Annotated in this window: 12 protein-coding genes; 10 read left to right on the top strand and 2 right to left on the bottom strand. The window is 53.6% G+C overall.

Annotation, left to right across the window (positions count from 1 at the left end; translation table 11 throughout):
• Positions 1 to 50: 50 nt before the first annotated feature.
• Positions 51 to 1,148, bottom strand: a complete 1,098-nt coding sequence (locus FN082_RS21430; protein WP_139540559.1) for a glycerol dehydrogenase — start codon at positions 1,146 to 1,148, stop codon at positions 51 to 53.
• Between the two features lie 591 nt (positions 1,149 to 1,739).
• Between FN082_RS21430 and dhaK the strand changes: the two genes are divergently transcribed.
• From dhaK to FN082_RS21410, 4 genes are all read left to right on the top strand, one after another.
• The gene (gene dhaK, locus FN082_RS21425) at positions 1,740 to 2,810 is read left to right on the top strand and encodes a dihydroxyacetone kinase subunit DhaK (protein WP_139540561.1); all 1,071 of its coding nucleotides are present in this window, start codon (positions 1,740 to 1,742) and stop codon (positions 2,808 to 2,810) included.
• Between the two features lie 10 nt (positions 2,811 to 2,820).
• Positions 2,821 to 3,453, top strand: a complete 633-nt coding sequence (gene dhaL, locus FN082_RS21420) for a dihydroxyacetone kinase subunit DhaL (protein WP_139540563.1) — start codon at positions 2,821 to 2,823, stop codon at positions 3,451 to 3,453.
• Positions 3,454 to 3,463: 10 nt separating this feature from the next.
• Positions 3,464 to 4,885, top strand: coding sequence for a dihydroxyacetone kinase phosphoryl donor subunit DhaM (dhaM, locus tag FN082_RS21415; protein ID WP_142982323.1), 1,422 nt, complete (start codon positions 3,464 to 3,466; stop codon positions 4,883 to 4,885).
• Between the two features lie 63 nt (positions 4,886 to 4,948).
• Positions 4,949 to 6,598 (top strand): glycerone kinase, encoded by a 1,650-nt coding sequence (locus FN082_RS21410; RefSeq protein ID WP_142982322.1) that lies wholly within the window; start codon positions 4,949 to 4,951, stop codon positions 6,596 to 6,598.
• Positions 6,599 to 6,833: 235 nt separating this feature from the next.
• On the opposite strand, the gene FN082_RS21400 is transcribed toward FN082_RS21410, so the two are convergent.
• Positions 6,834 to 7,607 carry a siderophore-interacting protein gene (locus tag FN082_RS21400; RefSeq protein WP_139540569.1) on the bottom strand — a complete coding sequence of 258 codons (774 nt, stop codon included), beginning with the start codon at positions 7,605 to 7,607 and terminating at the stop codon, positions 6,834 to 6,836.
• A gap of 238 nt (positions 7,608 to 7,845) precedes the next feature.
• On the opposite strand from FN082_RS21400, the gene FN082_RS21395 reads away from it, so the two are divergent.
• The 6 genes from FN082_RS21395 (at position 7,846) to FN082_RS21370 (ending at position 15,086) form a co-directional block, all read left to right on the top strand.
• Positions 7,846 to 8,406, top strand: a complete 561-nt coding sequence (locus FN082_RS21395) for a PadR family transcriptional regulator (RefSeq protein WP_139540571.1) — start codon at positions 7,846 to 7,848, stop codon at positions 8,404 to 8,406.
• A 240-nt stretch (positions 8,407 to 8,646) separates the two neighbouring features.
• Complete coding sequence (gene ygjG, locus FN082_RS21390) at positions 8,647 to 10,026, top strand: putrescine aminotransferase (protein WP_142982321.1); 1,380 nt, start codon at positions 8,647 to 8,649, stop codon at positions 10,024 to 10,026.
• 794 nt (positions 10,027 to 10,820) lie between these two features.
• Positions 10,821 to 11,096 (top strand): winged helix-turn-helix domain-containing protein, encoded by a 276-nt coding sequence (locus tag FN082_RS21385; protein WP_180349634.1) that lies wholly within the window; start codon positions 10,821 to 10,823, stop codon positions 11,094 to 11,096.
• Between the two features lie 77 nt (positions 11,097 to 11,173).
• Complete coding sequence (locus FN082_RS21380; protein WP_139540577.1) at positions 11,174 to 11,734, top strand: fimbrial protein; 561 nt, start codon at positions 11,174 to 11,176, stop codon at positions 11,732 to 11,734.
• A gap of 34 nt (positions 11,735 to 11,768) precedes the next feature.
• On the top strand, positions 11,769 to 12,503 hold the full coding sequence (locus FN082_RS21375) for a fimbrial biogenesis chaperone (protein WP_142982320.1): 735 nt from the start codon (positions 11,769 to 11,771) through the stop codon (positions 12,501 to 12,503).
• 63 nt (positions 12,504 to 12,566) lie between these two features.
• On the top strand, positions 12,567 to 15,086 hold the full coding sequence (locus FN082_RS21370; RefSeq protein WP_142982319.1) for a fimbria/pilus outer membrane usher protein: 2,520 nt from the start codon (positions 12,567 to 12,569) through the stop codon (positions 15,084 to 15,086).
• Positions 15,087 to 15,231 lie beyond the last annotated feature (145 nt).

Here is a 15,231-nt window from a genome sequence, read left to right as displayed (position 1 = left end):
CCTCCGACGGAAACCGCCGGAGGGATACTTTTAGCCAGGCCGACAATAAGTTAACGAGCCAGCCACTGCTGCCCAAGCAGGTCGGCGGTCAGAATCGCCGCATGCACGCTCTGCGCGCTGACCGGGAACGGCATATTGTGAATAGTTTCGCCTTCAGCGCAGGTCGCTTTCGCCACCGCCTGAATTTTCTCATCGATGCCCTCTTTCACGCCCATCTGCGCCAAAGTTACCGGCAGGCCGACTTTATGACAGAAGTTCAGCACCGTTTCGATCTCCTCCATCGGACTGTTTTGCAGCACCAGCTGCGCCAGGGTACCAAACGCCACTTTCTCGCCGTGGTACAGATGGTGGCACTCTTCGAGGATGGTGAAACCGTTGTGAATGGCGTGCGCCGCAGCCAGACCGCTGCTTTCAAAGCCGATACCGCTGAGATAGGTATTTGCTTCAACGATGCGTTCCAGCGCATCGGTCACCACCCCGGCCTGGGCGGCGAGGCGGGCTTTTTCGCCTTCCTCCAGCAGCGTTTCATAGCACAGGCGCGCCAGGCTCAAAGCCGCCGCCGTCGACTGACCACCCGCCATACTGGTCGCTCTGGCGTCGTAGCAGGCTTTGGCTTCAAACCAGGTCGAGAGCGCATCGCCCATCCCGGCCACCAGCAGACGAACCGGCGCTTTAGCGATAATCGCCGTATCCATCACCACCATATCCGGGTTTTTCGGGTAAATAAGATACTCTTCAAACTCACCAGCTTCAGTGTAGATAACCGACAATGCGCTGGTTGGCGCATCGGTGGAAGCAATCGTCGGGATCACCACAACCGGCAGCTTTTGGTAATAACCAATGGCTTTCGCCGTATCAAGCGTCTTGCCGCCACCGATACCCACCACCCCGCGGCAACCGTGCTGTTTCAGAATGGCAATCAGACGATTAATTTCGACATGGCTACACTCACCGTTAAAGCGCTCCGCATGACAGCTGATATTGTGGCTGTTCAGGCCATTCAGCACTTTATCTCCCGCCAGCTTCATCACGAAGTCATCGGCAATCACAAAAAAGCTGTCCGCCAGATTTTTAGCGTACTGACCAAACAACGTGGATGCATCTGGGCCCTGGAGATATTTGGCTGGAGATTGAATAACTTTTAGCATTCCGTTCACCCTCAAATAAGTGCATGTTTTGACATGATGAGCTCCGGTATCTCCTTCTTCCGACTTCATATTAAGTGCGAGAGCAGAAGCGCTACCTGAGCGATGCAATCACTGTAGGGCGAGCGATGGGCAAAAAAATCTTTCCCATTTTTGTCCCGATATGAAACAGAGGACAAATTTTATTGTTTCATATTGGAACGTGAATTCACATGAAACGATGGGATTGAGATCCCGATCCTCTCGTTCGGCCCCAAAACAGGGTCAAAACCTGATGTACATCGGAGCGACCAGGCATCATACACGAAGAAAACGGCCAAAATTATTTCTCCGCCAGGCCGTTATCGTCGGTTCAGGTGAGGTGAAAAAATAGCCTTACGTCGCATTTTTCTATTTCCCCGAAGAAAAACGTTTCATTACGGAACGAAAAATAATAATCACGTTTCGTAATGAAACTCATTTTATGGCGATTTTTTTTCCCGCTAACTCAGCCAGAATCAATACACCGCCGGATATCGTCAGGCGGTAACCCTACACGATGACCGCCTCCGGCAGCAGAGGGGCCGCATCGAAACCTCCGACGGAGAATAAGCAATGAAAAAACTGATTAACCGTGTCGAAGATGTACTGAGTGAACAACTGGCTGGCCTGGCAAAAGCCCATCCTGAACTGACGCTGCATCAGGACCCGGTCTACGTGACCCGCGCCGATGCGCCGGTGGCCGGGAAAGTGGCGCTGCTCTCCGGCGGCGGCAGCGGTCATGAACCGATGCACTGCGGCTATATCGGCCAGGGCATGCTCTCCGGGGCTTGTCCGGGAGAGATTTTCACCTCCCCAACGCCGGATAAAATGTTCGAGTGCGCCATGACTATCGACGGCGGCGAAGGTGTGCTGCTGATTATCAAAAACTACACTGGCGACATTCTTAACTTCGAAACCGCCACCGAGCTACTGCATGAAAGCGGTGTGAAGGTTACCACCGTCGTGATCGATGACGACGTGGCGGTAAAAGACAGCCTTTACACCGCCGGGCGTCGCGGGGTTGCCAATACCGTGCTGATTGAGAAGCTGGTTGGCGCGGCGGCTGAACGCGGCGACTCTTTGCAAGACTGCGCCGAACTGGGGCGTAGTCTCAACAACCTCGGTCACTCTATCGGTATCGCGCTCGGTGCCTGTACCGTCCCGGCCGCTGGCCAGCCTTCATTCGAATTACAGGATGACGAAATGGAGTTCGGCGTGGGTATTCACGGCGAACCGGGCATCGATCGCCGCCGCTTCACTTCCCTCGACCGTACCGTTGACGAAATGTTCGATACCCTGCTGGAAAACGGTGCCTATAGCCGCACGCTGCGCCACTGGGACAGCATTAAAGGCGCATGGCAGGACGTGCAACAGGCAAAACAGGCGCTGCAAAAAGGCGACCGGGTTATCGCCCTGGTCAACAACCTCGGCGCCACGCCGCTGTCGGAGCTGTACGGCGTCTACAACCGCCTGACTCAACGCTGCGAGGAAACCGGCATCGTTATCGAGCGCAATCTTATCGGCAGCTACTGTACCTCTCTGGATATGGTGGGCTTTTCCATCACCCTATTAAAGGCCGATGACGAGACGCTGGCATTATGGGACGCCCCGGTCCACACCCCGGCGCTGAACTGGGGAAAATAAGGAGCACGACATGTCATTAAGCAGAACGCAAATCGTAGACTGGCTCTATCGCTGTGGCGAGATCTTCACTAAAGAGAGCGATTTTTTAACCGGTCTTGACAGAGAAATTGGCGATGCCGACCACGGCCTGAATATGCATCGTGGTTTTAGCAAGGTGGTGGAAAAACTGCCGTCGATTGCCGATAAAGACATTGGTTTCATTCTGAAGAATACCGGTATGACGCTGCTTTCTAACGTTGGCGGGGCCAGCGGTCCGTTGTTCGGTACCTTCTTTATTCGCGCCGCCCAGGTGACCCAGGCCCACCAGAGCCTGACCCTGGAAGAGCTTTATCAAACGATTCGCGAAGGCGCAGACGGCGTGGTCAATCGCGGTAAAGCGGAGCCGGGCGATAAAACGATGTGCGATGTCTGGCTGCCGGTAGCGGAGTCGCTGCGCCAGTCCAGCGAACAGCACCTGTCGATACAAAGCGCCCTTGATGCTGCCTGCGAACAGGCGCAAGCCGCCGTCCACGCCACTATCGCCATGCAGGCCCGTAAAGGCCGGGCAAGCTATCTCGGCGAGCGCAGCATTGGTCATCAGGATCCTGGGGCAACCTCGGTGATGTTTATGGTTCAGATGCTGGCAGCGGCAGCAAAAGAGTAAGGAAAACGCGATGGTAAACCTGGTTATTGTTTCTCATAGCGCCCGTCTGGGCGAGGGTGTCGGAGAACTGGCCCGGCAGATGTTAATGAACGATGGCTGTAAGCTGGCGATCGCCGCCGGGATTGACGATCCTGCGAGCCCAATCGGCACCGACCCGATTAAGGTCATGGAAGCCATTGAATCCGTCGCCGACACCGATCATGTGCTGGTGATGATGGATATTGGCAGCGCCTTGCTAAGCGCCGAAACCGCGCTGGATCTGCTCGATCCGGCGATTGCGGCAAAAGTCAGGCTGTGCGCGGCACCGCTGGTTGAAGGTACCCTGGCAGCAACGGTAAGCGCCGCCGCCGGAGCCGACATCGACAAGGTGATAGAAGACGCCATGAATGCGCTGGAGGCAAAGCGCATACAGCTGGGATTACCATCGCAACCGCAACACGCTTCGGTTACCGCCGCGCTGGCCGATGACCGCGACGCGCGCTCTGTTTCCGTGGTGATAAAAAACCACAATGGCCTGCACGTTCGCCCGGCATCAAAGCTGGTCGCCGCACTGGCCGGGTTCAATGCCGACCTGATTCTGGAGAAAGAGGGTAAATGCGTCACGCCGGATAGCCTCAACCAAATCGCCCTACTTCAGGTTCGCTGTAACGATACCTTAAGGCTGCTGGCCCGTGGCCCGGACGCCGACGCCGCGCTGGCGGCATTCCTGGCGCTGGCGGCAGAGAACTTCGGCGAGCAAACGGACGCAACACCTGCGCTTCGGGCCGCTACTGCCGCCCGCGTGCAGGGTAAAGTCGTGCTCTATCCGCAGCCAAAGGACAGCGTCACGCGAGAAACTTGCGCCAATATCGGTCAGCAGCAGCTACGCCTGAAGCGGGCTATCGACCAGACGCTGGAAGGCCTTCGTACGCTGACAACCCTTGCTGAAGAGAAGTATTCCGCCGATATCGCAGCCATCTTCTCCGGGCACCATACCCTGCTTGATGACCCTGATTTATATGAAGCGGCGTGCGATATCGTGCGCGACGAGCAGTGCTGTGCTGAGTGGGCGTGGTATCAGGTACTGGCCGATTTAAGCCAGCAATATCGCCATCTCGACGATGCTTACCTTCAGGCGCGCTATATTGATATTGAAGATATTTTGCACCGTACGCTGCGCCACCTTGAGGGCAGCAGCGAACAGTTACCGAACACTGCCGGGCCTACAGTCCTCGTTGCTGACGATATCTTCCCCTCTACCGTTCTGCAGCTCGACGTACGGCAGATCAAAGGGATTTGTCTACAAGGCGGCAGCGAGTTCTCTCACGGCGCAATCATCGCCCGACAGGCGGGCATCGCCATGCTTTGCCAGCAGAGCGACATTCTGACTACGCTGCAAAATGGCGATACCGTCACCCTTGATATCCCCGATAAACGCGTTATTCGCGACTAGCCTGCAACCTTTCCGACCCGGAGGCCAGGCCTCCGGGAACTTGCTCAACTTTCAGGATCCGTTATGTCTCAATTCTTTTTTAATCAGCGCGCCAATCTCGTCAACGAAGTGATTGAAGGAACGATTATCTCCAGCCCGTGGAACAACCTGGCGCGGCTGGAGAGCGATCCGGCGATTCGCGTGGTCGTGCGTCGCGATCTCGACAAAAACAACGTGGCGGTAATCTCCGGCGGCGGTTCCGGTCACGAACCGGCCCACGCGGGCTTTGTCGGTAAAGGGATGTTGACCGCCGCCGTCTGCGGCGATCTGTTTGCCTCGCCAAGCGTCGATGCGGTACTGACCGCCATCCAGGCGGTAACCGGCGAAGCGGGCTGTTTGCTGATCGTCAAAAACTATACCGGCGATCGCCTGAACTTCGGCCTGGCGGCGGAGAAGGCGCGCCGTATGGGCTATAACGTTGAGATGCTGATCGTGGGGGACGATATTTCGCTACCGGATAACAAACATCCGCGCGGTATTGCCGGGACGATTCTGGTGCATAAAGTGGCAGGCTACTTCGCTGAAAGTGGCCACAACCTGGCGACCGTGCTGCGCGAGGCGCAGTATGCCGCCGGACATACCTTTAGCCTCGGTCTGGCGCTTTCCAGCTGCCATCTGCCGCAGGATGCAGAATCAACGCCACGCCATCATCCGGACCAGGCCGAACTGGGCATGGGGATCCACGGCGAACCGGGCGCTTCGATTATCACTACCCAGAACAGCGCGGAAATCGTAGGCCTGATGGTTGAGAAACTCACCGCCGTCCTGCCGGAAACTGGCCGCCTGGCGGTGATGATCAACAACCTCGGCGGCGTGTCGATTGCCGAAATGGCGATTCTGACCCGTGAGCTGGCGAATACTCCGCTGCGCCAGCGCATCGACTGGCTGATTGGCCCGGCCTCGCTGGTGACCGCGCTGGATATGAAAGGTTTTTCCCTCACCGCCATCGTGCTGGAGGAGAGCATCGAGAAAGCGCTGCTTTCTGCGGTAGAAACCGCAGGCTGGCAGACGCCGGTGCAGCCGCGTGAAATCAACGTGATGCCGTCATCGCTGCAAAGCACTCGCGTAGAGTTTGAGCCTTCAGAAAATAGCGTGGTGGCGGGCTATGTTGAGCAGGTGACCAGCACGCTGTCCGATCTGGAAGCAGACCTCAACGCGCTGGATGCCAAAGTCGGCGACGGCGATACTGGCTCCACTTTCGCTGCAGGGGCGCGAGAAATCGCCGGTTTATTACAGCGCCGCCAGCTGCCGCTGGATAACCTCGCCACGCTGTTCGCCCTGATTGGCGAGCGTCTGACCGTCGTGATGGGTGGCTCCAGCGGCGTGCTGATATCAATTTTCTTTACCGCTGCCGGGCAGAAGCTGGAACAGAGGGCAAGCGTCGCTGAAGCGCTAAACGCCGGTCTGGCGCAGATGAAGTTTTACGGTGGTGCGGATGAAGGCGATCGGACCATGATTGACGCCCTGCAACCGGCATTGGCGGCGCTGCTGGCGGAACCGGAAAATCTGCAGGCGGCGTTCGCTGCAGCGCAGGCGGGCGCAGACCGTACGCTTCATGCCAGCAAAGCCAACGCCGGACGCGCATCGTATCTGAACAGCGATAGTCTGCGCGGCAATATGGACCCCGGCGCCCACGCGGTGGCGATGGTATTTAAAGCGCTGGCACAAAGATAACGCAGCCAACAGAACGCCCTGCTTGCGCTGCGCTGAGCAGGGCTACGGATTCACAGCCGTCTGCGGGACGGTAGCCCGGACAGATGCGCAGCATCGCCTCCGGGAAATTCGCACACTCTGCGCCCTGCTCCCGGGGGCGGCGCTTGGCGCGCCTTGCCCGGGCTACAGGTTCACCGCCGTCTGCGGGCCGGTAGCCCGGGTAAGGCGCCAGCCGCAACCCGGGGTTTCTCCGCGTTTATTTGCTGTGCCAGTAGGCCTGAGAACGCACCAGCTGCGGATCAATCTCTTCACCTTCGAAGCGCGCCAGCAGCGATTTCACCACCCCACCTTCGCCGGTTACCCAGATAAAATAGTCTTCAGCCGGAACCACAACCTGCGCGAGGTGCTCGGCCACGGCAGAGGTGTTATGCCCCACCACCCACTCAATATTAAAGCCGTCGAGATCCGCCAGATAATCTTTGTAAGACTCATTGCCAATGGTCACGATTGCCGTCACCTGCGGGCGCGTCGGGAGCTGCTGTAACCCTAACAGACGGCGGCGCAGCGCGGGCATTCCTGACTCATCGGTGACGTACAGCTGCCAGGTATAATCCTCAGGCACCACCAGCGAACCGCGCGGACCGCCGATCACCAGCTTATCGCCGACTTTCGCCGCCAGCGCCCAGCGGCTGGCAATTCCGCCATCGTGAATAAAGAAGTCGTACGCCAGCTCATGACGTTCAGCATCGTACAACGGCGTATAGTCGCGGGTCGCCGGACGCACGCCCTCGCCCCAGTTAATGCCTTCATCCGTCACCTCTGGCGGAGTAAACGCAGATCCCGCTTCGGGGAAAAAGAGCTTGGTATGGTCGTCAAAACCCTGGGAAACAAAGCCCTCCAGCGCCTCTCCACCCAGCACGACACGCTGGAAAGCGCTACCAATGCGCTCAACGCGCAGCACGGTTAACTCACGGAAACGCAGCTCGTTACGAACGCGTTGCGGATACTTAGGGTTATTTTTCGTTGTCATCTTTCATCGCCTTCGTGAACAGAATAGATATATCTAAAAATCTTGCAAATGATAATGATTGCCATTAAAAAAGAATGCAAGCATTTTTTGATATAACCATAACAAAACGCCACAAAAGTCAAAAAACAAAATAAAACTCATAAATATCAACTAAATAAAAAATAACTCCGTTTCATTGTTGCTACTTAATATTTTTTAGATATAAATTAGATATATCAAAACAACACAGGAACAAAACATGAGACATCATCACGAAGAAGGGCGCGGGCAACGCGGATGCCGCGGGGAACATGGCGAACACGGCGAACATGGCCGCAGAGGCGGAGGCGGCGGACGCCGTCAGCGCTTCTTTGGTCACGGCGAGCTGCGTCTGGTTATTCTGGATATCCTCACCCGCAACGCCAGCCATGGTTACGAGCTAATAAAAGAGATTGAAACCCTGACCCAGGGCAACTACAGCCCAAGTCCCGGCGTTATCTACCCAACGCTCGACCTCCTCCAGGATCAGGGGTTAATCAGCGTCGCTGACGAAAACGGCCGCAAAAAAATCGCTATTACCGCCGAGGGCAGCCAGCTGCATGCTGAAAACCAGGAGCATCTGGAGCATATCCAGGCCAGGCTACAGGCCCGCATGGTGGGTTGTGAACTGCGTAAAAACCCGCAGATGAAGCGCGCGCTGGAAAACTTCAAAGCGGTACTGGATTTAAGAGTCAATCAGCAGGAAATTACGGAAGCGCAATTGAAGCAAATTATCGGCGTGATTGACCGCGCGGCAATGGAGATTTCCCAGCTCGACTAATCTTCTGCCCCACAGCAGGGCAGCCTGCACCGCCGCAAAGCATGCGGCGGAAGCCCTTTCCTGCATCGTTTTGCGCCTTCAGGAGTAAAACATGCCAATAATATCGCCGTGAGATTAAATTTTGCACAATCACCATTTCACGTTGCGTTTATCCCGATTTTCCTGGTCCGAGCCGAAGTGGCGTAATCCCTGCAATACTTAATTCAGTATCATGTGATACGCCCCGTCCAGGAGCTCATTTTGAACAGGTTACCTTCCAGCGCATCGGCTCTGGCCTGCAGCGCACACGCACTGAATCTCATTGAAAAGCGAACGCTCGATCATGAGGAGATGAAATCACTTAATCAGGAGGTCAGGGAATACTTTAAAGAGCATGTGAACCCAGGGTTTTTAGCGTATCGAAAATCGGTCACTGCTGGCGGGGATTACGGGGCCGTAGAGTGGCAAGCGGGAGGGTTAAATACGCTTGTCGACACTCAGGGACAGGAGTTTATTGACTGCCTGGGTGGCTTTGGGATTTTTAATGTAGGGCACCGTAATCCAGTTGTCGTTTCCGCCGTCGAGAATCAGCTCGCTAAACAACCTCTTCATAGCCAGGAACTGCTGGACCCGCTGCGGGCCATGCTGGCAAAAACGCTGGCAGCCTTAACGCCTGGCAAACTGAAATACAGCTTCTTTAGCAATAGCGGTACCGAATCGGTCGAAGCGGCGCTAAAGCTGGCGAAAGCTTACCAGTCTCCGCGCGGCAAATTTACCTTCGTTGCCACCAGCGGCGCGTTTCACGGCAAATCGCTGGGCGCGCTGTCGGCCACCGCCAAATCCACCTTCCGCAAGCCGTTTATGCCGCTGTTGCCAGGGTTTCGCCATGTGCCGTTTGGCGATATTAACGCCATGCGCACGCTGCTTAGCGAGTGTAAGAAAACCGGCGATGACGTTGCGGCGGTGATCCTTGAGCCGATTCAGGGCGAAGGCGGCGTGATTTTGCCGCCGCCGGGCTATCTGCCTGCGGTACGCAAGCTGTGCGACGAGTTTGGCGCGCTGCTGATCCTTGATGAAGTCCAGACAGGCATGGGCCGTACCGGCAAGATGTTTGCCTGCGAGCATGAAAACGTCCAGCCGGATATTCTGTGCCTTGCCAAAGCGCTGGGCGGCGGCGTCATGCCGATTGGCGCGACGATCGCCACCGAAGAGGTGTTCTCGGTGCTGTTCGACAATCCGTTCCTGCACACCACCACCTTTGGCGGTAATCCGCTGGCCTGCGCGGCAGCGCTGGCGACCATCAACGTGCTGCTGACCCAAAACCTGCCCGCGCAGGCAAAGCAAAAAGGCGATATGTTGCTGGACGGCTTCCGTCAGCTGGCGCGCGAATACCCGGACCTGGTGAACGAAGTGCGCGGTAAAGGCATGCTGATGGCAATTGAGTTTGTCGATAACGAAATCGGTTATGACTTTGCCAGCGAGATGTTCCGCCAGCGGGTGCTGGTGGCCGGAACGCTGAACAACGCGAGGACGATTCGCATCGAGCCGCCATTGACGTTGACGCTTGAGCAATGTGAACAGGTGCTAAAAGCGGCCCGTCTGGCCCTGGCGGCGCTGCGGGTTTCGGTGGAAGAGGCGTAGTTTTCTCACTCGCCGCCAAAGGTCATCCTCAAAATCCCCTGGCAACAAAGCCTCTGTTAACCAGAGTACTTACGCCAGGGGTTATCGCTCCTCACGCCATTGTTGCTGAAAAAACGCAGCTCATTGTCTGTAAAGAACAAAAAACACTCGTTTAATTATTTATAAATATGTATTCATATAAAAAAATATAAATGCTAAATATTTATTTTTATGAATTACCTGAATCTCAATAAAATCAGGAATGTCTGGACATATTTTAAATACGTTTAACCACATGAATTTAATGAATAACAATCAATCAACTAGTTTATTACACCAATAAGAACATAAAATACAGTTTTTAATTCCATTTTCATTATCTGATGCTTTATTAACCTTTTTCAATATTAAAGAAACCTCCAACAGAATAAAGATCATGCAAAGCCACAATGATTGGTTTTTTGCTCCTCAAATAAGCAAACTTACACAATAAAAAACCTATCAAAGGCGATTCTTGCCATCAAATATGAACCGACATTAGAATCCATTTCAGAAATAATTTAATTCACAAAGACTAATCCATCATAAATAACTTACGCCCCAGTAAAACATTATATATGTAACTGGCCGGATGATGGATATATACATTTACATGACCTATTAGTTTTCTAATAAATAGACCGGAGACATGGATGTCACTCGCGATTTTCGGATTTTTAATTGACGACGCTGTATTATGCTTCAGCCATCCGCTGAAAGTTGTCAATATTACAGATACGCCGCCGCTGTCAAATCCCTTGTTCCTGAGGGACACCATGTCGAATCTATTATACTTCTTGCTGATTAGCCGCCAGCAGAACGTTATTCTGGAAAGCGACATTCTGCGCCAGGTCTGGGATAATCATGGGTTACGTTCTTCGCAATCCCGGCTTATTCAGGTGATATCCAGGCTCAAATACAACCTGATGCTTATCGGCGTAAAGCATGATTTTATTGAAAGAGTATCCGGGAAAGGCTATCGGATAACAACCGCCAATATAAAAACGCTCTATGAATATCAGGGTCTCAATGAGTTAAAACAGAAAATATAATTTAGTATTATTTCTAATCTTTATATGCCATTTCCTAACCACCTCTTTTAAAAGAGTTTTTTAACATGGAGTTTTATATGAAACGTGTATTATTATCTACCGCTATTGCTTCCGTACTGATCGCATCCGCAGCTCAGGCATCCGATGGGAAAATCAATTTTCAGGGGAAGTTAACTGATGCCACCTGCCAGATTACGATTGACGGCTCATCTTCTCCGGCAACGGTCGTTTTACCGACACTCTCAACTCAGGTTTTAGCCGCTACCGGTGATATCGCTGGACGCACCCAGTTTAATATTGAGCTTTCTGGCTGTACCGGTCTGGTATCCACTTCTACGGCAGCAGCTTACTTTGAAAATGGTTCTACCGTTGACACCACCACCAACAATCTGGTGAACACGACGACCGGCGGCGCAGGCAACGTACAGCTGCAGCTGATTGATATTCAGAGTAATAACACCATTGAGATTGGCCGTAGCTCACAAACCTCAAGCAACACCCAGGTGATTATTCCGAATACCGCAGGGGCAAGTACTGGAACAACAATGCTGCCTTATGCCGTTCAGTACTATGCGCTGGGCACCACGACGCCGGGTGTTGTCACCAGTAACGTCAATTTCAGCATTAACTATCAGTAAATTCATCGTCATTGGATGACATATGAAACCACCGATGGAAGAAATTCCATCGGTTAACAGGAAGGATCCCATAATGAAAAAAAACATTATTGCCGTGCTACTCGCCATGACCACTGTCTTTCCTGCCTGCGCCTCGGTCGTTATTACCGGAACGCGCGTCATATACCCGGCAACCGAACGTGAAGTGACGGTAAAAATGGAAAATAAGGGTAGCTCACCGGTATTAATTCAGTCCTGGGTGGATAATGGCGATCCTACTTCAACCCCGGATACGGCAAAGGCCCCTTTTTTATTAACTCCGCCAATTAACCGCGTTAATGCCGGAAAGGGGCAAACGCTGCGGATTCGTTTTACAGGCGAAACATTACCGCAGGATAAAGAATCTGTTTTTTATCTTAACGTTCTGGAAATTCCACCCACGGTCAAAGGTGAGTTAGCAGAAAAGAATCTGCTTTCAATGGCCTTTCGTTCTCGCCTGAAGCTTTTTTATCGTCCACAGAATTTAATTAAAAATGCGAGTGAAGCGCCAGAAAACGTTGTCTGGAAGCGTCAGGGCAACAAGGTGACAGCAAATAACGCCACACCATACCACGTGACGGTGGCCTACTTTTCAGAAGATGAAAAGGGGGAGAAAAACCTTGGCGCAGGCAGCATGTTAATCCCCGGCGAAACGCACACCTGGACGCTAGATCGCGTATCTACCCGCTGGTATCCCATGATTATCAACGACTACGGAGCCCTGCGCCCTGTCGATCCAAATAAAAAATAAATGAATTCGGTCTTTATTGTTGGCACCGGCCTGTAAACAGTCATGGAATAGAACGGGGTTATAATGATTCGTACCTGTTATTTTAAACCGACACCGTTGGCGGTGGCGATTACGCTTGGTTTTAGCCCATTTTCCATCGCGCAGGACGCCGATGAAGTGCAGTTTAATAGCACCTTTATGAGCCAGGGCAGCCAGAAAAAAATAGATTTGACTCACTATGAGCGCGATCAGGCCGTACCAGGAAGATATCGCGTGGAGCTGCGAATCAATAACCAGTATCAGGGGTTCCAGGATATTACGCTCAGCGACAGCACGCCGCCTGCCAAAACGGGCGCCATTTGCCTGACAACCGGAGCGTGGCGCACGCTACCGCTTAATGTCGAGAAGCTTAGCGACAATGCACAATCCCTGCTGTCTGACAGTCGCGATGAAGCTTGCCTTGCAGTCACAGAGATAATTCCTCAAGTAAAAACCGAATTTGATACCGGCAACCAAATGCTGGATCTGACGATCCCTGCACTCTATTTGGTTCATAATCCCCGCGGCTACGTTAATCCGGCATTATGGGATAAAGGCGTGATGGCCGGGCTGCTAACCTACAACGCTAGCTATTATCACCAGCAAAACCGGAGCACCTCTAATGACAGCGCCTATTCAGGGATAACGGCGGGTTTTAACCTGGGGAACTGGTACTTTCGCCACAATGGCAACTGGAGCTGGCAGGATGACGTGGGTAGCCACTACCAGGCGTTGAACTCCTACGTTCAACGCGATATTCCGGCGATAAAAGGACGCCTATCGCTAGGTGATCGCAATACCCGAGGCGAGCTGTTTGATACTCTCGCGTTTCGCGGCGTTCTGCTGGCGAATGAGGAGCAGATGCTCCCCGACTCCCAGCGCGGCTACGCGCCTATTGTGCGCGGTACTGCGCGTACATCAGCAAAGGTGCAGATTTACCAGCAGGGGCGACTGCTGTACGAAACCACCGTTTCGCCCGGTCCGTTTGAAATAAACGATCTCTATCCCACGGGCTACGGCGGTGACCTGCAGTTGGTGATAAAAGAAGCTGATGGCTCCGAGCAGCAGCAGGTAATCCCCTATGCAGCGACCAGTAATTTGCTGCGTTCAGGCACGAATCACTATAGCGTCACGCTGGGCAAGCTGCGCAAAGATCAGGTTGAAAGCGAGCCGGTGCTTGGCGAATTGACATGGCGTCGCGGCCTGAACTACTTTTTTACCGGCTATGCAGGTCTTCAGGGAAATGATGACTATCAGGCGGGTATTTTGGGACTTGCTCTGGGGACGCCCGTAGGCACCTTTTCTCTGGACGCCACCCAGGCGCAAACTCAGTTGGATAAGCCTCTGCAGGACTACGGTAAGCGCATGTCCGGGCAAAGCTATCAGCTAAAATACAGCCAGTTTGTTATGTCGACGGGCAGTAATTTTAACGTTGCGGCGTACCGTTATTCGACGGAAGAGTACCTGGACTTTATGACCGCGATGCAGATCCGCGACGCGCAGAAGTATGGTGATGACACCTGGAATATACGGCGTCCCAAAAGCCGCCTCAGCATCAGCGCCAGCCAGAATCTGCCGGAAGGATGGGGAAATTTTTACCTCAACGCCTGGCAGCAGAACTACTGGGATAATAATCAGGGAACCGATCGCCAGTACCAGTTTGGTTATAACAACAGCCTGGGACGAGTGAGCTACGGCCTGAGCATCAATCGCAACCGCAATGGCGATGGTGATTATGAAAATCACTACCAGCTGACGCTAAGCATCCCGCTCGGCAATACAACGCCATTTAGTCAGATGTCGGTGAACCTGAATCACGATCCTGGCGGTACCGTGAGTGAACAGCTATCGCTGAGCGGCACGGCGCTGGAGGACAGCTCGTGGAGCTACGGTATGTCGGCGTCAAACAGTAACAGAGGGGGCTCCACCAGCGGCACGATAAATACGTCGCTGCGCAGTTCGCAGGCGATGCTTCAGGCGCAGGCTGGGGCTGGTAAACATTACAGCAACTACTCTTTTGGCATGAGCGGCGGCGCGATTGCGCATAGCGGCGGCGTGACGTTGACACCTTACACCGCTGATACCATGGCGCTGGTCGAAGCTAAAGGCGCTCATGGAGCCAAGGTTAGCGGTTATCCCGGCGTCGCCGTCGACCGCTTCGGCTATGCGATTGTTCCTTACCTGAATGCTTATCAGATCAATCAGATTGAGATCGACCCAAAAGGCATTCCTGAGAACGTTGAGCTGGAAAATACTAGCCAAAAAATTGCGCCTTACAGCGGCGCGGTGGTCAAGCTGCGCTTCGATACCGTACAGGGACAGGCGGTGATGATTAATTTGCACAGAAACCCGGCGATTCCGTTTGGCGCCGATGTTCTGGACGCGGAACAAAATATTGTCGGCGTGGTGGGTCAGGGGCAGCGTATTTTTGCCCGCCTGGCGCATATTTCTGGCCAGCTGCGCGTGCGCTGGGGAACGGATAAAGAGGATTCCTGCATTATTAATTACTCGCTCCCGGCATCGAAAGCGTCGGAGATTGTCAATATTAATGCTGGCTGCCGTTAATTTTCAGGGAAGAATAATTATGTCAATGAAATACAACATCGCAAAATTTACCGGGCACTGGAAAATATGGATACTGGCGTTATTAGCCTTGTTGCCTCTGACGGCGTCGGCTGCCAGTACCTGTACGCGAAACTATTCCGGACGA

The sequence above is a fragment of the Klebsiella spallanzanii genome (assembly GCF_902158555.1).
In the GTDB taxonomy this organism is placed as follows: domain Bacteria; phylum Pseudomonadota; class Gammaproteobacteria; order Enterobacterales; family Enterobacteriaceae; genus Klebsiella; species Klebsiella spallanzanii.
This window is presented reverse-complemented; position numbering and strand designations above follow the sequence as displayed.

What these genes read in the sequence shown, in the direction of transcription:
- FN082_RS21430 (WP_139540559.1), bottom strand. Translation starts at nt 1,148, where the DNA reads ATGCTAAAAGTTATTCAATCTCCAGCCAAATATCTCCAGGGCCCAGAT.
- dhaK (WP_139540561.1), top strand. Translation starts at nt 1,740, where the DNA reads ATGAAAAAACTGATTAACCGTGTCGAAGATGTACTGAGTGAACAACTG.
- dhaL (WP_139540563.1), top strand. Translation starts at nt 2,821, where the DNA reads ATGTCATTAAGCAGAACGCAAATCGTAGACTGGCTCTATCGCTGTGGC.
- dhaM (WP_142982323.1), top strand. Translation starts at nt 3,464, where the DNA reads ATGGTAAACCTGGTTATTGTTTCTCATAGCGCCCGTCTGGGCGAGGGT.
- FN082_RS21410 (WP_142982322.1), top strand. Translation starts at nt 4,949, where the DNA reads ATGTCTCAATTCTTTTTTAATCAGCGCGCCAATCTCGTCAACGAAGTG.
- FN082_RS21400 (WP_139540569.1), bottom strand. Translation starts at nt 7,607, where the DNA reads ATGACAACGAAAAATAACCCTAAGTATCCGCAACGCGTTCGTAACGAG.
- FN082_RS21395 (WP_139540571.1), top strand. Translation starts at nt 7,846, where the DNA reads ATGAGACATCATCACGAAGAAGGGCGCGGGCAACGCGGATGCCGCGGG.
- FN082_RS21385 (WP_180349634.1), top strand. Translation starts at nt 10,821, where the DNA reads ATGTCGAATCTATTATACTTCTTGCTGATTAGCCGCCAGCAGAACGTT.
- FN082_RS21380 (WP_139540577.1), top strand. Translation starts at nt 11,174, where the DNA reads ATGAAACGTGTATTATTATCTACCGCTATTGCTTCCGTACTGATCGCA.
- FN082_RS21375 (WP_142982320.1), top strand. Translation starts at nt 11,769, where the DNA reads ATGGAAGAAATTCCATCGGTTAACAGGAAGGATCCCATAATGAAAAAA.
- FN082_RS21370 (WP_142982319.1), top strand. Translation starts at nt 12,567, where the DNA reads ATGATTCGTACCTGTTATTTTAAACCGACACCGTTGGCGGTGGCGATT.